Here is a 20,729-nt window from a genome sequence, read left to right as displayed (position 1 = left end):
GAGGGTTCAAGTGCTGCGGCGCGAGCGTTCGTCGCCGGCATCGTCAGGTGCGGCGAAACCCGGCTCCGGCATCAGTTCGCGCCCGATGATCGCGCCGCGATGGCGGATCACGGTGCCGGCCAGCCTGTGCCCGGCACGCGCCGCCGCCACGGGATCCGCGCCGGACAGGCGCGCCGCGACGTAGGCCGCGCCGAAGGAATCGCCGGCCGCCGTGGTGTCGACCACGTCCGTGACCGGTTCCGCGGCGACTTCATGCAGTTGGCCCTCGGCCCACACCACGCAGGGTTCGGCGCCGCACTTGACGACCACCTCGCGCACGCCATAGCCGCGGGTGCGCTCGATGACCTGCCGCGCACTCTCCGGGCCGTGGATGGCTTGCTCGTCGTCGAGGGTCAGCAGCGCGATGTCGGCGTGGGCCAGCACACGGCGGTAGACGTCGGCGGCGGCCCCGGCGCTCTCCCACAGGCGCGGACGGTAGTTACTGTCGAAGACGACGCTGCCGCCGCCCGCGCGGCAGCGGGCCAGCGCCGGGAGCAGCAGTTCGCGGCCGGCCTCGGGCAGGATCGCCAGGCTGATGCCCGACAGGTAGACCATGCGCGCCGCACCCAGCTGGGCCAGCACCTCGCCGGCTGCCGGCGCGTCGAGCCAGTACCTGGCCGCGGAATCCTTGCGCCAGTAATGGAAGCGGCGCTCGCCGTCCGCATCCAGCTCGATCATGTAGATGCCCGGCAGGCGGTCCGGCAGGCGCTGCACATAGCGGGTATCGATGCCCTCCTTCTCCCAGCTGGCCAGCATCTCGGCCGACATCGCATCCACGCCGAGGCCGGTCACATAGGCGACGCGCACCTGGCTCGGGTCGAGCAGGCGCGCCATGTAGACCGCGGCGTTCAGGGTGTCGCCGCCGAAGCGGTAATCCAGCGTCGGCGCCGCCAGGCTGCGCTGGAGTTCGATCATGCATTCGCCGATCGCGTAGACCGCTTGTGCTTCCATGCTTGTCCTTGAAATGAAAACGTCGTTCCGCCAAGTTTAGCGAAGTCACAAAACGCCTGCCCGGCAATGACAAATGATGGCGGCTTGCGCCGCCGGTGTTATGCTTCGGTCATCCATTCCCTGACGCGCTAAAACAACATGCTTGAACGACTTTTCCAACTCCGGCAGAGCGGCACCGACGTCCGCACCGAAATGGTGGCCGGCCTGACGACCTTCCTGACGATGGCTTACATCATCTTCGTCAACCCTTCCATCCTCGGCGATGCCGGCATGCCCAAAGAGGCCGTGTTCGTGGCCACCTGCCTGGTTGCGGCGCTCGGCAGCGCCGTGATGGGCCTGTACGCCAACTACCCGATCGCGATGGCGCCCGGGATGGGCCTGAACGCCTACTTCGCCTACGCTGTCGTGCTGGGCATGAAGGTGCCCTGGCAGGCGGCGCTGGGCGCGGTGTTCGTCTCCGGCTGCCTGTTCATCCTGGTGTCGGTTTTCGGCCTGCGCGCGATGATCGTGAACGGCATTCCGCGCTCGCTGCGGGTGGCGATCACGGTCGGCCTGGGTATGTTCCTGGCCCTGATCGCCTTGAAGAACGCCGGCATCGTGGTGGCCAGCGAGCCGACCCTGGTCAAGGTCGGCGACCTGCACCAGGCCGGCGCCATCATGGCCATGGTCGGCTTCCTGCTGATCGTGACCCTGGACCGCCTGCGCGTGCGCGGCGCGATCCTGATCGGCATCATCGCGGTGACGGTGCTCAGCTTCTTCTTCGGCGGGAACGAGTTCCACAACGTGGTCTCCGCTCCGCCCTCGCTGGCCCCGACCTTCATGCAGCTGGACGTGAAAGCGGCGCTGGGCGTCGGCATCCTGAACGTGATCCTGGTGTTCTTCCTGGTCGAGCTGTTCGACGCCACCGGCACCCTGATGGGCGTGGCCAGCCGCGCCGGCCTGCTGGTCGAAGGGAAGATGGAGCGCCTCAACAAGGCGCTGCTGGCCGACAGCGCGGCGATCGTCGCCGGCGCCACGCTCGGCACCTCGAGCACCACCGCCTATCTGGAATCGGCGTCCGGGGTGCAGGCCGGCGGCCGTACCGGCCTGACGGCGCTGACCGTGGCGGTACTGTTCCTGGCCTGCCTGTTCATCGCGCCGCTGGCCGGTGTGGTGCCGCCGTACGCGACCGCGCCGGCGCTGCTGTTCGTGGCCTGCCTGATGCTGCGCGACCTCGGCGACATCGAATGGGGCGACACCACCGAAGCGATCCCCGCCGCCATCACCGCGCTGACGATTCCCTTCACCTACTCGATCGCCGAGGGTATCGCGTTCGGCTTCATCACCTACGCGGTGCTGAAACTGACCACCGGCCGCGCACGCGACGTGGCGCCGGTGGTGTGGGTGATCGCGGCGCTGTTCGCTTTTAAAATCGCCTATATCGGGACCTGAACCGGTAACTAAGCCGGTTCATGCTGCGCGAGGCTGAAGCCTTCGCGCAGCATGCGTCCAAAGTCCTCGGCCGGCACCGGCCTGCTGAAGTAGTAACCCTGCATCATGTCGCAGCCATGCTCGGCCAGCAGCGCCAGCTGCTCGGCCGTTTCCACCCCTTCCGCCACCACCGTCAGACGCAGGCTGTGCGCCATGGCGATCACCGCGCGCGAGATCGCGAGATCGTCGCCGCTGTCCATGATGTCCGCGACGAAGGACTGGTCGAGCTTGAGTTTGTCGACCGGGAAGCGCTTCAGGTAATTCAGGTTCGAGAAGCCGGTACCGAAGTCGTCGATCGCCAGCCGCACGCCCATGCTCTTGAGCTGGGCCAGCAGCGCCACGCTCTTGTCGGCGTCCGCCATCGAGGCGGTCTCGGTCAGCTCCAGTTCCAGCAGCTCCGGCTCGATGCCGCATTCGTCGAGCACGCGGGCGACGGTGCCGACGATGGCGTCGTCGAACTGGTGCGCCGACAGATTCACCGACACCGGCACCAGCGGCAGCCCGGCATCGCGCCAGCGGCGCTGCTGGCTGCAGGCGGCGCGCAGCGCCCAGTCGCCGATCGGCAGGATCAGGCCGGTTTCCTCGGCCAGCGGAATGAAGACGCCGGGCGGGACCAGCCCACGCTCGGGATGACGCCAGCGCAGCAGCGCTTCGGCACCGACGATCGCGCCGCTGGCCAGGTCAAGCTGCGGCTGGAAGAACAGCACCAGTTCTTCGCGCTCGATGGCGCGGCGCAGGGCGCTCTCCAGCTTGAAGCGGTCGTTGGCGCCCTGGTTGAATTCAGGACGGTAGAAGGCATAACGCTGACCCGGGCTTTCCTGGGCCTGGCGCAGCGCCGCTTCCGCGCCGCGCACCAGCACTTCGTATTTCAGGCCGTCGTTGGGGAACACGGCGATGCCCACCGCGGGATCGAGATGCAGCTCTTCGGCATCCCAGAGGTAGGACTGGCCAACGGCGGCCAGCAGCCGGCGCGCCGCCCCGGCCAGGTCTTCGGCCAGCGCGCGCCGCGCGACGATGGCGAAGCTGCCGTCAGAGAAGCGGCCCACCGCATCCACGCCAGCCACCGCGCGCAGCCGCGCCGCCGCTTCCTGCAGCAGCGCCTGCTCGGCCGCCGGCCCCAGCGCCTCGCGGATCAGCGGCATGCGGCCCAGGCTGAGCAGGATGAAGCCGAGCACCTGCCCCGCCCCCTGCGCCTGCGGCTTCATCTGGGCCAGGTGCTCGCGCAGCAGCACGCGGTTCGGCAGGCCGGTCAGGGTGTCGAAATTGCTGACGTAGCGCAGGCGTTCCTCGGCGCCGCGCAGCTCGGTGGCGTCGATGCCGGTGCCGAGCACGTATTCGATGCTGCCGTCGTCGCGCCGCAGCAGGGTCGTGGTCCAGAGGATCGAGCGGGTGGCGCCGTCCCGGGTGTGCCATTCGCCCTGCACACGCGCGCTCTGCGACATGCTCTCCAGGTTCTGGAACAGGCGCCGCACCGCCAGTTCGTCGTCGACGCGCCGCACCACTTCCCAGCAGGGCTGGCCGATCGCCTCGCCTGCTTTCCAGCCCAGCGCTTCTTCGCAGGCACGGTTGAACATCACGATGTGGCCGCTGGGCGCCGCCAGCAGTACCAGGGCGCCGGCGGTGTCGACCACGGCCGACAGGCGGTTGCGTTCCGAGCGCAGCGCATCGGTGCGTTCGACCACCAGCGCCTCCATGCAGGCGTACAGGCGCGCACGCTCCAGCGCCGAGCCAAGCTGGGTGGCGGCGCTGTCGAGCAGCGAACGCTCGGCTTCGCCCAAGCCACCCTTGGCCGGCAGCAGCTCGAGCATGCCGACTTCGCGCTGCTGGGCCACCAGGCGGATGCGGATCGGGATCGGGCCCCTGGCGCCGTCGAGCTGGATCCCGCGCGTCGCCAGCGGCCGCAGCTTGCCGTCCGGCCGCAGCGCGCTCACCGCTGCGCCGGCCAGGCCGGGCATGGCCAGCAGGTGCGACAGCGCCGCCTCGGCCACGGCCCGTTCGCCGACCGCCTCGTTGAGCGCCGCCGCCATGCCGTGCAGGATGGCCAGCGAGCGGAAAGAGCGTTCCAGTACGCCGCGCTGCTCGGCCAGTTCGGTGTTCATGCGCAGCGTCTGGGCATGCGTGGCGACCAGCAGCTGGTAGATCTGGTGCCGTTCGGTCGCCATGAATTCGAGCGGCCGGTCGGGCGCGCCCAGCGCGCAGTCCTGCAGGATGCGGCGCAGGCGCTCGCGCAGCTGCTGGCCGTCGTAGGGTTTGCGCACGAAACTGTCGGCGCCCGATTCCAGCGCCTGCACGATGTCCTTCAAACTGGCCAGGCTGGTCAGCAGGACCACCGGGAGGTTGGCGTACACCGGGTCGTCCTTCAGGGTGCGGCACAGGGTGAAGCCGTCCATTCCCGGCATCGCGACATCGCTGACGATCAGCTGCGGGCGGCGCCGCGCGACTTCCGCCAGCGCGCTCGAGCCGTCGCCGGCGATCCGCACTTTCCAGCCAGGCTCGCTTGCCAGCAGACGCGCCAGGTGCTGTGCCTGGGTAGGGCTGTCTTCCACGACCAGGATGTCCACCGTTTCCCCGGCCATGTCTCTCTCTCGCTTCGTTATCATCTTATGCGTGTTGACTGCCAGAATGCTTGCAATTTAGTTAGGCAAGATGGGTAACTTATAACATTGTGAAGTGAGCGGACGGGAGAGGCGTTTGTCGGCAGTTGTATTTACCGGTACGCCCATGCATCGGCCCGGCACCAGGCCGCGCCCGTACTCTCATAGGGAAAAACGAGCGCCACTTGGGTTATGGATGTCGCATAAAGAACGCATGCTGTCGTAGATTTAATGACAGACCCTCGTTCACATTGTTGCTCCTCGGCAACGAAAGATCACCCTGCCAGACCATGCTGCAGCGCGTAGCGGATCAAGGCTGCGTTCGAGGACAGCCCCATCTTGCGGAAGATGCGGTTGCGGTAGGTGTTGACCGAGCTGACGCTGATCCCCAGTTGGGCGGCAACCTGCTTGATTTGCAGGCCGGCGCCGATGAGGGCCACGATCTCGCCCTCGCGTGCGGTCAACAGGTGGTGCGGCGGCGGCGGTGGCGCCGGGGCGACCGCTTCGCGCGCCAGCAGTTCGGCAACGCGTGGCCCGACCCAGGGCGTGCCCTGGCCGGCCTTGCGCACGGCCTCCACCAGTTCGGCAGTGGCCGCGCCTTTCGAAACATAGCCAAGCGCACCCGCGCGTAAAGCCTCGACCGCATAGCGCTCTTCCGGGTGCATGCTCAGCATGACGACACGCAAACCGGGGAAGTGGCGGAGCAGCGTAGCCAGCCCCTCGAGGCCGTCGGCGTCCGGCAGGGTCACGTCCAGCACCACGAGATCGGGCCGCACCTGGGCGATCAGCGGGATGAGTTGTTTCAGGTCGGCCGCTTCGCCCACCACTTTCAGGTCGGCGCAATGGCGCACGATCTTCTTGACCCCTTCGCGAATCAGTTCATGGTCGTCGGCAATGACTAGCCTGATCACGGTGCCTTCCTTATACTTTCGTACCAATGTGTTGGAGAAAGCGGTATTTTAGGCGTTTCCCACATGCAATTGCAAACCCAATGCAACGAGTCTTAACAATTGCATTATCAATTGCCTGCATTTACGCATCAAAAAGCCGCAACTGATGCGTTTGTCCTCGCTCTTTCGTTTACAATGTCCGGCCATCCATTGAACCACGGGATGCTCATGAAATTTCCGATCATCTGGGCGCTGGCCTTCGCTGGCGCGACCGGCACGGCCATCGCCGCGCCCGACGACTTCGACAGTGCCTCGCCGTCGTCCACGTATTTCACGCAAGCGCCGTCCACGACCATCCCGGACGGCAGCAACTGGTACACCTCCGCCGAACTCGGCGCGATTTCGACGTCCGGCAACACCACCGGCACCTCGGTGACGGGCAAGATCGACGCCCGTCATGAAATGAACAACTGGAGCAACGAGTACATCTTCAGCGGCTTCTTCAAGGAAGACGAAGCGGTGAATGAGGACGGCAGCCGTACCCGCACCCGCTCGGCCGAGCGCTTCCAGCTGTCCGCCAAGGCGGCCTTCAAGCTGCTCCAGGACGGCAACCGCGCCTTCGTGCTTGGCTCCCACGTGAACGACAAATTCGGCGCCTACACCCGCTACTCGACCCTGGCGGTCGGTTACGGCACCCAGCTGCTCAAGCGCGACGACAAGACCGTCGACGTCGAGGTCGGCCCGGGTTACTTCCATGGCGAGAGCGCCTCGGGCGAGCAGGAATCGGGCATGACGGTGCACGGCGCGGCCCAGTTGCGCTGGCGGGTCAGCCCGTCGGCGGCCTTCAGCCAGACGGTCAGCGTCGAACGCGGCACCTCGAACGTGCACACGGTGGCAGAAACCGCGCTCTCCACCAAGATCAACGACACCATGCAGATGAAGGCGGCCTTCAGCGCACGCAGCGACAGCAAGGTGCCGGAAGACAAGAAGAACACCGACACCCAGACCTCGCTGACCCTGGTCTACTCCTTCTAAACTGGCCCGGGCATGCCTTCTCCGCGGCTGCGCGGATAGACCGGCATGCCGTCGTCGACCCGCATCCAGCTGACGCGCTGGAACGCGAAAGTGTGGTCGCGCGGCGCCGCCGCCTCGGGATCGTCCAGACTGCAGGTCGTCACGTCGATTTCCGCGGGCCAGGCATCGTTGCGGTAGCCGAGCGGCGTGCCGCAGGCCGCGCAGAAGCTGCGTTCGACCTGCGGACTGGAACGGCGCAGCCCAGGCGTGCCGCGCACCCAGCGCAGCGCGTCCGCAGGCACCGAAAACCAGGCTACCGCCGGCGCCCCGGCCGCGCGGCGGCAGTCCACGCAATGGCAGAGCGTGCGGTGAAAAGGCGCCGCATCGGTTTCGTAGCGCACGGCACCGCAGGTGCAGCCGCCCGTCAGGGTCATCATCTCTCCTTCGCCATTTTCACCGGCAGCAGCGCCGCCAGGCTGACCACGGCCGCCGCGCTCAGGTACCAGCCGACAGTCGCCAGGCCGTAATTGGTCGCCAGCCAGGTTGCCACATACGGCGCCAGCGAGGCGCCCAGGATGCCGGCCAGGTTGAAGGTGAGCGAGGCACCGGTGTAGCGCACCTCGGGCGGGAACATCTCCGACAGCAGCGTGCCCAGCGGCCCATAGGTCATGCCGATCAGGCATTGGCCGAGCACCATGAACACGGTCACCATGGCCAGCGAACCGGAGCCGAACAAGGGGCCGAACACCAGCCCGAACACGGCGATCGCCAGCGACACCCCGATCATCACGCGGCGCCGGTCCAGGCGGTCGGCCAGCACGGCGGCAATCGGTATCGTCAGCCCGAAGAACAGGATCGCGAACAGCTGCAGCAGCAGGAATTGCTGTCGCGAGTAATGCAGGGCCGTCGTGCCCCAGCTGAGGGCGAACACCGTCATCAGGTAGAAGATCACGAAGGTCGCCATCGCCGCCATGGTGCCCAGCACCAGCGCGCCCGGGTGCGACCTGAACACGGCCGCCACCGGCAGGCGCACGCGCTCGTTGCGCTCCAGGACCTTCTGGAAGTCCGGTGTCTCGGTGATCTTCAGGCGCACGTAGAGGCCGACGATCACCAGCAGCGCGCTGGCCAGGAAAGGCACACGCCAGCCCCAGGCGAAGAAGTCGGCATCCGACAGCGTCTGCGACAGCACCAGGAAGGTCGAACCGGACAGGAAGAAGCCCAGCGGCGCGCCGAGTTGCGGGAACATGCCGTACCAGGCGCGCTTGCCGGGCGGCGCGTTCTCGGTGGCGAGCAGCACCGCCCCGCCCCACTCGCCGCCCAGGCCCAGGCCCTGGCCGAAGCGGCACAGCGCCAGCAGCAGCGGCGCCAGCGTGCCGATCGTGGCATAGGTCGGCAGCAGGCCGATCAATACCGTCGACAGGCCCATCGTCAGCAGCGCCGCGACCAGGGTCGCTTTGCGGCCGATGCGGTCGCCGAAGTGGCCGAACACGGCCGAGCCCACCGGCCGTGCGAAAAACGCGATCGCGAAGGTCGCCAGCGACTGCAGCGTGGCGGCGGCTGCATCGGCGGCCGGGAAGAACAGCTTCGGGAACACCAGCACCGCGGCGGTGGCGTAGATATAGAAGTCGAAGAACTCGATGGTGGTGCCGATCAGGCTGGCGAACAGCACGGTGGCCGGCTTGTTCGCCGGCGCGCGCAGGGTCGGCGCTTCGACAGCGCTCATGCGGCGCCTGCCTGGGCCAGCGCGTCCTTGAGCTCCTTCGCATCGGCCGGACGCACCACGCGCGCGACTTCCTGGCCATCCTTCATCACCACCACGGTCGGCCACAGCTTGACGCGGAACGAGCGCCCCAGCGGCCGGCCCGGACCATCCTCGGCTTTCAGGTGCGCCACCTGCGGGTAGGCCTGCAGCGCCTCGTCGATCAGGTGCTCGGCGGCCTTGCAGTAGCCGCACCAGTTGGTGCCGAAATCGACGGCCACCACGCCGCGCATGGCATCGACGGCCGCCCGGTCGGGTTGCGCGGTTTCATAGGGCTTGCTCATGTTGTTCTCCTTGTTGTGTGCTTGTTGCGCGAATGGCATTAGCGTACCTCAAATGGGTGCGGACTGCGATAGCGCTGGCGCCCGCCTGTTTTGGTGGCTGGGTTTGTGTTTTTTTGCGCAATCTGTCGGTTAGTTGCAATTTACTGTCAAATAAAAAGCCCGCGGCCGATTGGCCACGGGCGCAAAACCGGGTCCCGCGCCTCGTCCGGGATCCGGCTACCAAGGGATCAGTCGGCGTGCTGGCCGTCCTCCGCGCACTCGGCAGGATGGCTGGCGCAGCGCGCCTGGTAGGCGGCCAGCGCGTCGCGCCGTGCCGCCAGTGCTTGCGGGGTGCTGAACGGCGCCAGGATCTCGGCCTGCGTATAGGCCCGGCCATTCTTCATCACCACCTCCACCGCCGCCGCCGCGCGCAGGTCGGACAGCGGATTGCCGCGCACCGCGATCAGGTCGGCCAGCTTGCCCGGCTCCACCGAGCCCAGGTCCTTGTCGACCAGCGCCATCTTCGCCGCGTTGATCGTCACCGTCTGCAGCGCCGTGTAATTGCCGAGCACGAGGCCGGCGGCGCGCAGGTTCAGGTGCAGCTGGATGCCCGGCACCACCAGCGGCGAATCGGTGCCGTTCGCAACCAGGCCCCCTGCCGCCACCACTTTCGCCTGCTGGGTGGCATCGTTGACGATCCCGCTGAGCTGGGCCGCGGTCGGCGGCGTGGCGTTCTGCAGGCCGGCCACGAAGTTCGGCGGCACCAGGATGAAGCGCGGATCGGTGACGATGCCCGGGTCCTGCCCCGCCAGCGCGGCGGCCGAGAACAGCGTGTCGATCAGGTGGAAGTTGCCCTTGCCGTAGGTGTCGTAGGCGTCCTGGTAGGTGATCGCGCGCGCGGCCGACTTCGACCAGCTGTAGCCCATGCGCTGCGTGGCGCTCAGGTGCGTCGTGCCGGCGATGCCGGTGGCGGCGCCGGGCTCGATCGGGTGGGTGCCGCTCGGCACGCCGAGGTCGAGCGCGCCCTGGGCGATGCGGCTCATGATCGGGATCGGCGCCCGCACATAGGACTTCAGGAAGTCGGCGTCCATGGCCTTGGCCTTGGCGATCTCGATGTCGGCGACGCCTGGGGTGCGCAGGGTCCGCGCGAAGTGGTAGAACAAACGGTTGCCTTCCCACAGCGGCGGCGAGACGAACAGGCGCGGCCCGATCAGGTTGCCGGACTCCAGCGACTCGCGCAGCTCGATGCTCTGGTGCAGCGGGCCGCCCACCGACTGGCCGGTGGTCAGGCCATAGGACAGCATCAGCGGCAGCCATTGGCCCACCTGCCCGCCCTGGTACAGCGTGAGCGGGTGGATGTGGGTTTCGATCAGGCCCGGCATCACGGTCAGCCCGCTGGCATCGATGAAGCGCTCGGCCTGGGCTTCGGACCCGGCCTGGTGCGGCCGCACCCAGGCGATGCGGTTCTGGCGCACCAGGATGTCGACGTCGTAGCGCAGGGTCGGCGCCAGGCCATCCCACAGCGCGCCGGCGCGGATCAGGGTGGTGCCGCTTGGTGCGGCCTGGCGCCATTGCAGGTTCACCGCCACATCGCGCGCGCCGCCGCCATTGGCGTTGACGACCCGGATCCGGTTGGCCGACTTGTACAGCAGCGTGTCGTTGCCGCCCCAGGATGGCAGGTCGGCCGGTTCGCTGGTGACCTGGCGCGCCGGACCGGCGGGCGAACCGTCCGGGTTCAGCGACATCACGTGCAGCAGCGAGTCCATGATGAAGGCGACCCGCGTGCCATCCGGCGACAGCACCGCGGCGCCCTCGTCGCGCTCGGAGATCTGGCGCGGTGCCGGCGCGACCGCGTAGAAACGGCCCTGGCCGGTGGCGAGGTCGATCACGCGCAGCTTGTTGTAGCCCTCGCGGAAGCGGTTGTTGATGCGCTCGTTGTCGACCAGCAGGATGCGCTGGCCGTCCGGCAGCCACTGCGGCGTGCTGACCTGGCTGCCGACGGCCGGCGCGATCACCTGGAAGGTCCCGGTGGCGCGGTTCCAGATCTCGAGCTGGCCGGACAGGGTCGTGTAGGCGATCCGATCCCCGGTCGGCGACAGCTTGGGCAGCGCCATCGAGCGGCCCGGGATCGCCGCCAGACGGGTGCGCGCGCCGGTGGCGACGTCGACCTGGTCGACCGCCAGCTGGCCGGCGTTGCCGCGCTCGGTCGAGAAATAGACCGCCGTACCATCCGCCGTCCACTGCGGGCTGATGTCGCGGTCGCGGTCGTTGGTGAGGCGGCGCGGCGCTTCGCCGATGCGCATCACCCAGACGTCGTTCAGCGCCACGAAGGCGATGCTCTGGCCGTCCGGCGACAGCACCGGGGCACTGATGCCCTGGACCTGGCGCTGCCCGAAGTTGTCGAACTGGCGGTCCTTGCGGTGCGAAAAGTCGGGGCGGCGCAGCAGCAGCTCGGCGCGGAAACCGATGTCCCTGGGGCTCGCGCCGGCGGCGTCGCGTACCCGGATATGGCCGTCGGCGGTGTACAGGAAGCGGCCGTCTGCTAGGTACCGCACCGGGAACGGGAAGATGTCTTCGCCGCTGGTGACCTGGGTGCCACGGAGTACCAGCTGACGGTCCGCGTTCTGGTAGACCAGACCGCTGCCGTCCGGCAGCCAGGCCGGCGCGGTGCCCGGCGCGACGATCGCCGGGGTGCCGCCGGCCAGCGCCCGCGTCACCACGTTGGCCCCATCCACATAGGCCAGTGTGGCGCCGTCCGGCGACACCACTGGATTGCTCTCGGCACCCGGCCCGGTCGTGACCTGCTGCGGCGGACCGCCGGCCGCGGGCACGGTCCAGATCTTGTACTGGCCGTCGTTGCTGCGGTCGGATGAGAACACGAGCGCGCTGCCGTCCGGTGTCCAGGCCGGCTCGCGGTCGTCGTTCGGGCCGGTGGTCAGCTCTTCCGCGTGGCGGCCGTCCGGATCGATGGTCCAGATGTGGTAATTGCCTTCCGGGGCGTAGTTCTGGAAGGCGATGCGCTTGCCGTCGGGCGACCACACCGGCGCGGTCGGCTCCAGGTGCCAGTCGGTGATGCGGGTGGCGGTGCCGCCGCCGGCGGGAATGATCCACAGCGCGCCCTGCGCCGAGAACACGATGCGGCGGCCGTCCGGCGAGGGCGAAGCCGCCATGTTGGTGCCTTCGCGCAGCTCGACCCGGTAGTCCTGGGTCGGACCGCGCAGATCGTTCAGCTGGTCGACGCGGCCGCCGCCCTGCAACTGGCAGGCCGAGAGAAGGAAGGCCGTGGCGGCGACGGCAAGGAGAGTCTTGCGGGTGGAAAGACCACCGGGATTGCGATGTTGCATGGCTGCCTCCGGGATGTTGGAAAGTTGCCGATTTGCACCAATGTGGTGCAGACATCGCTTTGATCGTACTGCCGGGCTCGCCAAACCATGCTGGTATTGCTGGGTTTCCTGATCAGGCTCAACGCATATTGCTGACGCATGGGAACTTTTTTCGATAGCAAATATAGTTACTCAAGGTTAGGCAGCGAACGGAATACGGCTGCGCCCGATGGCACGCTGGACCCGTAACGTGTGAATAAAGGAGCCCATCATGTCCGACAATCTGCAAAACCGCGGTGCCCAAGACCGCGCCCGCATCAACCTGCATGAGAAGCACGAGATCCAGTACTGGACCAAGGCACTGGGCGTCTCCGAGGAAGAACTGCAGCAGGCCGTGAAGAAAGCCGGCAACAGCGCCGAAGCCGTTCGCCAGCATCTGCGGACCAAGCACTAAGCACGTCGCACCCGGGCGCCGGCAACGGCGCTTCGAACAGGCGTGTCCAGCCGGATGGGCGCAGCGCGCGTCCACCCGGCTGTGCAGGCCGACCGGGCTGCCGCCATCCGCGCAAGCCGTTTCGCCGCACGCGGGCTCAGGGCCTGTCCCGCCCTGTTCCGCCCTGTTCCGCCCCGTTTTGCCCTGCCCTTTACCCCACGTACCGATTCGAAAGGAGCCCAATGGATATCCGCGGCTATTTCACATCCCTCGACATCAGCTGGACCAACGCCGCCTTTGCGATCGGCGCCGCGGTGCTCAGCTTCTTCCTGATCCACGGCGCCGTGGTGCTGTTCCGGCGCCGCCTCAACCAGCTGGACGGCGAAACCGCCCAGCGGCCCATCGTCGACGTCCTGCGCCACACGCTGGCCAGGACCAGCAACCTGGCGATACTGGCGACCTCGCTGCTGATCGGCGTCTCGGTGCTCGACCTGCCGCCGCCCTGGAACGTGCGGGTCGGCCACCTGTGGTTCCTGACCCTCGGCGCCCAGCTCGCCCTATGGCTGCACCGCGCGATCGCGGTGACGGCACATCGCTACTTCCGCATCCACGGCAAGAACAAGGAAAACGAACAGGTCACGGTGGCGCACACGCTGATGATCTGGGCTTTGCAGTGGAGCGTGTGGACCGTGTTCCTGCTGGCGATGCTGGCCAACCTGGGCATCAACGTCACGACCTTCGTGGCCAGCCTGGGCATCGGCGGTGTCGCGGTCGCGCTGGCGGTGCAGAACATCCTCGGCGACCTGTTCGCCTCGCTGTCGATCGCGGTGGACAAGCCCTTCGAGGTCGGCGACTACGTCTCGGTGCCGGAATTCTCGGGCACCGTCGAGCACGTGGGCCTGAAGACCACCCGCATCCGCGCGCTGTCCGGCGAACAGATCGTGATCGCCAACGCCGAGCTGCTGCGCAAGACGGTCCACAACTTCAAGCGCATGACCACCCGCCGCGTGCAGTTCGCGCTGCGCATCAACCCGGCCACGCCGCCGGAGCTGGCGGCCAAGCTGCCGCCGCGCCTGTCCGCCATCATCGAAACCAAGGACAAGGTGAAGCTGGACCACGTCAACCTGACCGTGCTGGACCAGAACTTCATCGAGTACGACATCGTCTACAACCTGAGCGACGCCGACTTCAGCCTCTACCTCAAGACCCAGCAGCAGGTGCTGCTGGAGGCGATGCAGCTGTTCCGCGAGCTCGGGGTCTCGACCGCGCCGCGCGCCCAGCAGCTGATCCTGAACGAGGGCGGCGGCGCCGAGCAGGCGGCCAACGACGCCGTCGAGGTGAAGCGGCCCGACGGCCGCGGCAAACCGCAGGCGCGGCCCATGCCCTGAGCGCCGCGGCGGGCGCCATCCACCAGGCTGATTGCCGGGCGGCAGTCTGGCGCCGCTGCCCGGCCGGCGCGCCTAGAATCGCAAGCCCACGCTTTCGATGGAGGATTTATGTCCCAGCAGCAGTCGCAACAGCAGAACCAGCAGAAGGCCCAGGCGCAAACTCCGCAGCAGACCCCGCCGGGTACCGAGGCCCAGCTGACGCCCAAGGCCGACCACGGCGAATCGAGCTATGTCGGCCACGGCCGCCTGGCCGACAAGAAGGCCCTGATCACCGGCGCCGACAGCGGCATCGGCCGCGCGGTCGCCCTGGCCTTCGCGCGCGAGGGGGCGGACGTGCTGATCGCCTACCTGAACGAGCACGAGGATGCCAAGGAAACCGAGCGTCTGGTGAAGGAAGCCGGCCGCAAGGCGGTGCTGGTGCCCGGCGACCTGGCCGATCCGGCGCACTGCCGCGCGCTGGTGGACCGCGCGGTGCAGGAATTCGGCCGCATCGACGTGCTGGTGAATAATGCCGCCTTCCAGATGACCCACGAATCGATCGAGGACATCCCCGACGAGGAATGGCGCCATACCTTCGCCGTCAACATCGATGCGATGTTCCACATCTGCAAGGCGGCGGTCAAGCACATGCAGCCCGGCGCCTCGATCATCAACACCACCTCGATCAACTCGGACAATCCCAAGCCGACCCTGCTGGCCTACGCCACCACCAAGGGTGCGATCGCCAACTTCACGGCCGGCCTGGCCCAGCTGCTGGCCGAAAAGGGCATTCGCGTGAACTCGGTGGCGCCGGGGCCGATCTGGACCCCGCTGATTCCCTCCACCATGCCGCCGGACCAGGTGGCGAGCTTCGGCCAGCAAACGCCGATGAAGCGGGCCGGCCAGCCGGCCGAGCTGGCGCCGGTGTATGTGATGCTGGCGTCGAACGAGGCCAGTTACGTGTCGGGGGCGCGCATCGCTGTTACTGGCGGTACGCCGATTCTGTAAGCGGACGGGCACGTGGGCACAGGGTGCCCACCCTACGTTGGTAGGGCGGGCACCCCGTGCCCGCGTCCGCATCACCCATCAACCTCGGCGGGAACGCCGTACCGGTGTCATTTGTTCAGCATCGGTTCCCGCTTTCGCGGGAACGACGGTAGTAAGGTGGGAGCGACGGTGTACTAGGCGTCGTTCGGGAAGCGGTTCACCGCGTCCCCGCGCGGCGGCTCCGGTTCCGCCCGCGGGTGCTCTTCCGGCTCGTCGCCCGGCTCCGAGGGCGGCTGCGCCAGGTCGGCCGGCGGACCTTCCTGCTGCATGTCGCTACCCTCTTCCATGTCCTCTTCCGGCTCGACGTGGCGCACCACCGGCTCGGCCTTGCGGAAGCCCGGGAACTCGGCGTCCGCCGGCAGCTTGCCGCTGTCCAGCGCCGTCTTGAAGAAGTCGCCGACCAGCAGGATCGCACTGTGGCCGCCCTGCCCCCAATAATTCGAGCGCATCGTCACGCGGTTGTCGTTGAAGCCGACCCAGGCGCCGGCCACCAGGTTCGGGTGCATCATGATGAACCAGCCGTCGGCGTTGTTCTGGGTGGTGCCGGTCTTGCCGGCGACGTCGCCGCCGATGCCGAAGCGGTTGCGCACGGCGGTGCCGGTGCCGCGGTTGATCACGCCGCGCATCATGTCGATCAGGGTCACGGCGGAGGCCTGCGACAGCACGCGCTGCGGGGTCTGGCTGGCGAAGTCCGCCACCACGTTGCCGTCGCGGTCGGTGATCTTGCGCACGAACACCGGGCGCCGGTATTCGCCCTGGGCCGCGATGGTCGAATACGCGCTGACCATCTCCAGCAGAGTCACCGGGCTGGTGCCGAGCGCGATCGAGGGCACGGCCGAGAGTTTGCTGCCGCGGACGCCCAGGTCCTGGGCCAGCTTGACGATGGGCGCCACGCCCACGTCCTGCATCACCTGGGCCGTGATGGTGTTCTTCGAGAACACCAGGCCGTCGCGCATGGTCAGGCGGCGGCCGGTGGTGCCGCTGTTGTCGGTCGGGCGCCAGGTGGTGCCGTTGGGGTCGCGGATCGTCGTCACCGCATCCAGGTAAGGATGGTCGGGCGTGATGCCGCGTTCCAGCGCCGCCGCGTAGACGATGGGCTTGAAGGTGGAACCCGGCTGGCGCGTGGCCTGGTTCACGTGGTCGAACTGTTCGCGCTGGAAGTTGCGGCTGCCGACCCAGGCCTTGACCTCGCCGCTGGTCGGGTCCATCGCAACGAAGCCGGCCTCCAGGCGCGACTTGGCGGCCTTCAGCTGGCGCATGAAATCGCGGTCGCTACGCAAGCGCTTGAGCGCCGCGGCCGGGGCTTCGCCGCCTTCGACCGCGCGCTTGTAGTCGGCCGACTCGCGCACGAAGGCATCGAGCAGCTCGCCGTGCGACTGCCAGAAGTACTCGAAGGGCGAGACGCCGTCGCGCATGTCGGCGTAGGTCTGGGTCGAGGTCGAGTTGATCGGCCAGGAATGCGCCCAGTCGACGTCGGCGATCGCCTGCAGGGCGTCGGCCTGGCGCTCGACGGCGCGCTGGGCCGCCTGCTGCAGGTCGTAGTCGAGCGTGGTCTGCACCACCAGGCCGTCCTGCTGCAGGTTGACGTCGTTCTTGTCGGCCCATTCGACCAGCCAGCGCCGCACGTAGGCGCTGAAATGGTCGTCGCGGCCGTTGCGCTCGGCCTGGCGGCTGAAGTGCACGCCCAGCTTGCGCTTGACCAGCTGGCGGTAGCGGCTCTCGCTGAAGGCGCCGGCCTTCAGCATCTGGCCCAGCACGACGTTGCGGCGCGCCAGCGAGCGCTCCGGGTTGGTGACCGGGTTGTAATAAGCGGTGCCCTTCAGCATGCCGACCAGGGTCGCGGCTTCCGTTTCGCTGAGCTGGAACGCGGACTTGCCGAAATAGGTGCGCGCGGCCATCTCGATGCCGTAGGTGTTGTACAGGAAGGGCACCGTGTTCAGGTAGGCTTCCAGGATCTCGGTCTTGCTGTAGGTGTTCTCGATCTTGAAGGCGGTGATCAGCTCCTTCAGCTTGCGGTTCAGGTTGCGCCGGCTGCCGATCTCGTCGCGGAACATGTTGCGCGCCAGCTGCTGGGTGATGGTCGAGCCGCCCTGGGCGTCGCCCTTCAGGTTGGCCAGCATGGCGCCGCCGATGCGCGTGAAGTCGACCCCATGGTGTTCGTAGAAGCGGTGGTCCTCGGTCGAGATCAGGGCCGTGATCACGTGCGGCGAGATCTCCGACAGCTTCACCTTTTCCTGCAAGCCCTGCTCGAAGCTGGCCAGCTCGCGGCCATCGCTCGACACGACCACGGTCGGGCGCGCGACCCGCGCCTGCTTGACGTCCTCGATGCCGGGGGTGAGCGGGAACAGCATCGCCACGTAGATCGCGAACACCACGATCAGGGCCAGGCCCGTCCACAGGCCGATCAGCAGCCAGCGCTGCAAGGGCGGACGCGCCATCAGGCCGGCGCGCACCTCGGCATAGCGCTCGGCGTAACGCGCGCGGGCCCGTGCCGCCGCCGCGCCGGCACGCCGCCGGTCGAAGCCGGGATAGCCCATCGGCCGCACGACATCCTGATCCTGTTGCTGTTCTTCGTTCTTGTTATGGTCGTCCACGTTGTGTTCCTGCCTGCTCCTGTTGGTACCCGCCGCAAGTATAGCCGAGGGCTTGCGAATTCACGGTGCGCCAGACCGCTTTCACGCCGCTTTGTCAGGCGCTCACGGTCTGCGGCTTGACGTGGCGGCCGGTGCGCAGCAAGGCCTCGACGTCGGCGCGCGAGGCCGCCTGTGCATACACGTGGCCCTGTACCTCGTCGCAGCCGCGCCGTTTCAGGTAGTCGAGCTGGGCCTCGGTTTCCACGCCTTCCGCAATCACCCGCATGCGCAGCCCGCGCGCCAGTTCGATGATCGCCGAGACCATCGCGGCGTCGTCCTCGCTGCCGGGAATGTCGCGGACAAACGAGCGGTCGATCTTCAGCACGTCCACCGGGAAGCGGCGCAGGTAGGACAGGCTGGAGTAGCCGGTGCCGAAGTCGTCGATCGACAGTTTCACCCCCATCAGCTTGAGTTCGCCCATGGTCCGGATCGCGCCCTCGACGTCCTCCATCACCAGGCTCTCGGTCAGCTCGATTTCGAGGCAGGTCGGCGCCAGGCCGGTCTCGTCCAGCACGCGCTGGATGTCGCGCGCCAGGCCGGGCTGGGCGAACTGCCGCGCCGACAGGTTGACAGCGATGCGCAGCGGCCCCAGGCCGGCATGCTGCCATTCGCAGCTCTGGCGGCAGGCGGTGCGCAGCACCCAGGCCCCGATCGGGACGATCAGCCCGGTCTCTTCGGCCAGGTGGATGAAGCGGTCCGGCCGCACCAGGCCCAGGCTCGGGTGGCGCCAGCGGATCAGCGCTTCCAGCCCGACCACCGCGCCGCTCTCGAGGTCGACCTGGGGCTGGTAGTGCAGCTCGAACTCGCCCTGGGTCAGCGCGCTGCGCAGCGCGCCCTCCAGCGCCATCCGTTCGCGTGCCCGGGCATTCATCGCCGGCGTGTAGAACTGGACCGCATTGCGGCCGAGGTCCTTGGCCCGGTACATGGCCACCTCGGCGTGCTGGATCAGGGTCGGGCCATCGAGGCCGTCGGCCGGCCAGGCCGCAAGGCCGGCGCTGCCGGTCATCACCAGCTCCTGGCCGTGCAGCGACAGCGGCGCCGCCAGCGCCAGCAGCACCGCCTGGACCGTGGCCGCGGCCTCGCTCTCGTCGGCGCGGCCGGGCAGCACCAGCACGAACTCGTCGCCGCCGGTGCGCGCGACCGTGTCGGCACGCCCGACCGTGGCCAGGATCCGGCTTGCCACCGCCTTCAGCATCTCGTCCCCGGCGCCGTGGCCGAGGGTGTCGTTGACGTACTTGAAGTGGTCGAGGTCGAGCGCCGCCACCCACACCGCGTCGTTCGGACCGGCCAGCGCGATCGCGGCCTCGATGCGGTCCTGCAGCAAGGCCCGGTTGGCCAGGCCGGTCAGGGTATCGTAGCGTGCCCGCACCTCCAGCTCGGCTTCGTAGCGCTTGGCGGTGCTGACGTCGTACTGCGTGATCACGAAGTGGCCCGGCGTGTCCTCGCCCTCCCACACCGGCGCCACATAGACGTCGGCGTACAGCTCGTTGCCGCTCTTGCAGCGCAGGCGCATGGTGGCGTGGCCCTCGCGCCGCTCGCGCATGGCCTGCAGCAGCTCGGCCACGGCAGCCTTGTCCGGTTCGCGCTCGGCGACGTCGAACAGGCGCCGCCCCACCGCCTCGGCGGCGCCGTAGCCGCGCATGCGCTCGAAGGCCGGGTTCACGTATTCGATCGGGTAGCCGGGCCGGCGCGCGTCCACCAGCATCACGACGTTGGCGCTGGCTTCGATGGCGCGCAGATAGAGGTTGGTCTGGGTCAGCGCCTGCTCGAGGTCGGCGGTGCGGCGCTCGACCAGGGCCTCGACGTGGCCGGCGCGCAGGCTGCGCACGCGGACCCAGGCCGCCAGGGCGAAGCTGGCCAGGCAGCCCAGCACCAGCACCGCCAGCGGCGCCACGCCGCCGCCCAGGTCGGTCGAGCGTGCGGCCAGGCGCAGATTCCAGCGCTGGCCCGCGGCTTCGAACGGGTACTGTACCGAGAAGGTCTGCTCGCCCAGCCAGCCGCGCCAGGCCGGCACCGCGCGCCAGCCCATGCTGTCCCAGCGGTAGGCGGTGCGCATGCCCTGCTCGCCCAGGCCGGACAATTCGATGGCAATGCCGGCGCGGCCCAGCAGCCGGGCACCCGCCAGCGTGTGCCCCACCAGCTCGCCGACGTCGAGCACCACCGCGGTGTCGCCGAGCACCGCCGCGCGGCGCGCCGCCGCGTCCAGCGGCACCACGCCGCCGCGGTAGACCGGCATCACCATGACCACGCCCAAAGCCTGGCGCTGCGCTTGCGGCTGCGCTTGCACCGCTTGCTGCAACAGCGGCAGCAGCCGGCTGGCGGCCGGACGGCCGCTCTCGACTGCCTGCTCGAAGGCGCGGGCCTCGGGCGCGAAGGACAGCGCATCAAAGCCGAGCAGGCCGGCATTGCCATTCATCGGCTCGACGTATTCCGCCACCAGGTAACGGTCGCGCTGCGGTGCCGGCGCGACGCCGTCGGGTGTACGCGCCTGTATCCGGAATCCCGGCCTTGCCCTGGCCTGCTCCGCTTCATAGCTGCCGCGCCCCGCGCCTTCGACCAGGCGGTGGAACACCACCGCGTCCAGGTAGGGATGCGATTGCATGAGGGGCAGGACGAAGGCGCCGAACTGCGCACGGTCGACCTTGCCGATCGCTTCGAACAGGGAGTTGCTGGCCTGGAGCACGACCAGCACGTCGCCGAAACTATTGGCGACCGCCGCGTAATTGGTCTCGGCGCGCTGGAGGAATTCGCCGCGGGCGCGTTCGCTGTCGGCCTCGTGCAGGCCGCTGGCGAGCGCAAAAGCGATCACAACGCCGCCCAGCAAGGTCAAGGCGGCGGCGATATCGTGTGGCCGCAGACGGACGCGGCCGATGCGCGCGATCCATTTCGACATAGCCCATGGTAACAGGCTTGGTCTGTCCTGGACGCCGGTTTCGGAAGCCGGCG

The 20,729-nt window shown here is 68.2% G+C and carries 14 protein-coding genes; 5 read left to right on the top strand and 9 right to left on the bottom strand.

What is annotated here, in order from left to right:
- Positions 1-6: 6 nt before the first annotated feature.
- Entirely contained in the window at positions 7-990 is a 984-nt protein-coding gene (kdgK, locus tag NX782_RS08405; RefSeq protein WP_258844993.1) for a 2-dehydro-3-deoxygluconokinase, read from the bottom strand.
- Positions 991-1,128: 138 nt separating this feature from the next.
- Here kdgK and NX782_RS08400 point away from each other — a divergent pair, with 138 nt between their 5' ends.
- Positions 1,129-2,421, top strand: coding sequence for an NCS2 family permease (locus NX782_RS08400; RefSeq protein WP_258844992.1), 1,293 nt, complete (start codon positions 1,129-1,131; stop codon positions 2,419-2,421).
- 8 nt (positions 2,422-2,429) lie between these two features.
- Here the strand turns inward: NX782_RS08400 and NX782_RS08395 are convergent, their stop codons facing one another.
- Both NX782_RS08395 and NX782_RS08390 read right to left on the bottom strand, forming a co-directional pair.
- Entirely contained in the window at positions 2,430-5,036 is a 2,607-nt protein-coding gene (locus NX782_RS08395) for a GGDEF/EAL domain-containing response regulator (RefSeq protein ID WP_258844991.1), read from the bottom strand.
- Positions 5,037-5,329: 293 nt separating this feature from the next.
- Complete coding sequence (locus NX782_RS08390) at positions 5,330-5,965, bottom strand: response regulator (protein ID WP_258844990.1); 636 nt, start codon at positions 5,963-5,965, stop codon at positions 5,330-5,332.
- A gap of 207 nt (positions 5,966-6,172) precedes the next feature.
- Here NX782_RS08390 and NX782_RS08385 point away from each other — a divergent pair, with 207 nt between their 5' ends.
- Complete coding sequence (locus tag NX782_RS08385) at positions 6,173-6,979, top strand: DUF481 domain-containing protein (RefSeq protein ID WP_308632867.1); 807 nt, start codon at positions 6,173-6,175, stop codon at positions 6,977-6,979.
- Here NX782_RS08385 and NX782_RS08380 read toward each other — a convergent pair.
- From NX782_RS08380 to NX782_RS08365, 4 genes are all read right to left on the bottom strand, one after another.
- The gene (locus NX782_RS08380; protein WP_258844988.1) at positions 6,976-7,395 is read right to left on the bottom strand and encodes a GFA family protein; all 420 of its coding nucleotides are present in this window, start codon (positions 7,393-7,395) and stop codon (positions 6,976-6,978) included. The two genes, NX782_RS08385 and NX782_RS08380, sit on opposite strands and share 4 nt — an antisense overlap.
- Entirely contained in the window at positions 7,392-8,681 is a 1,290-nt protein-coding gene (locus NX782_RS08375) for an MFS transporter (protein ID WP_258844987.1), read from the bottom strand. The genes NX782_RS08380 and NX782_RS08375 overlap by 4 nt, the downstream gene beginning before the upstream one ends.
- Positions 8,678-9,001, bottom strand: coding sequence for a thioredoxin family protein (locus tag NX782_RS08370; protein ID WP_258844986.1), 324 nt, complete (start codon positions 8,999-9,001; stop codon positions 8,678-8,680). The genes NX782_RS08375 and NX782_RS08370 overlap by 4 nt, the downstream gene beginning before the upstream one ends.
- Before the next feature lie 227 nt (positions 9,002-9,228).
- Positions 9,229-12,324, bottom strand: coding sequence for an amidohydrolase family protein (locus tag NX782_RS08365; RefSeq protein WP_258844985.1), 3,096 nt, complete (start codon positions 12,322-12,324; stop codon positions 9,229-9,231).
- A gap of 250 nt (positions 12,325-12,574) precedes the next feature.
- On the opposite strand from NX782_RS08365, the gene NX782_RS08360 reads away from it, so the two are divergent.
- From NX782_RS08360 to NX782_RS08350, 3 genes are all read left to right on the top strand, one after another.
- Positions 12,575-12,757: a DUF3606 domain-containing protein gene (locus NX782_RS08360; RefSeq protein ID WP_258844984.1), complete on the top strand. Its 183-nt coding sequence runs from the start codon at positions 12,575-12,577 to the stop codon at positions 12,755-12,757.
- 221 nt (positions 12,758-12,978) lie between these two features.
- Complete coding sequence (locus NX782_RS08355; RefSeq protein WP_258844983.1) at positions 12,979-14,124, top strand: mechanosensitive ion channel family protein; 1,146 nt, start codon at positions 12,979-12,981, stop codon at positions 14,122-14,124.
- 108 nt (positions 14,125-14,232) lie between these two features.
- Entirely contained in the window at positions 14,233-15,111 is an 879-nt protein-coding gene (locus tag NX782_RS08350; RefSeq protein WP_258844982.1) for an SDR family oxidoreductase, read from the top strand.
- A 173-nt stretch (positions 15,112-15,284) separates the two neighbouring features.
- Here NX782_RS08350 and NX782_RS08345 read toward each other — a convergent pair whose 3' ends face one another.
- Positions 15,285-17,744 (bottom strand): penicillin-binding protein 1A, encoded by a 2,460-nt coding sequence (locus tag NX782_RS08345; protein WP_258844981.1) that lies wholly within the window; start codon positions 17,742-17,744, stop codon positions 15,285-15,287.
- Positions 17,745-17,838: 94 nt separating this feature from the next.
- Positions 17,839-20,676 carry a bifunctional diguanylate cyclase/phosphodiesterase gene (locus NX782_RS08340; protein WP_258844980.1) on the bottom strand — a complete coding sequence of 946 codons (2,838 nt, stop codon included), beginning with the start codon at positions 20,674-20,676 and terminating at the stop codon, positions 17,839-17,841.
- Positions 20,677-20,729: the final 53 nt, after the last annotated feature.

Origin of the sequence: Massilia norwichensis (genome assembly GCF_024753245.1) — a bacterium.
GTDB lineage: Bacteria > Pseudomonadota > Gammaproteobacteria > Burkholderiales > Burkholderiaceae_D > Telluria > Telluria norwichensis.
Note: the sequence above shows the minus strand (reverse complement) of the source record. Positions and strands in the feature narration are given on the sequence as shown.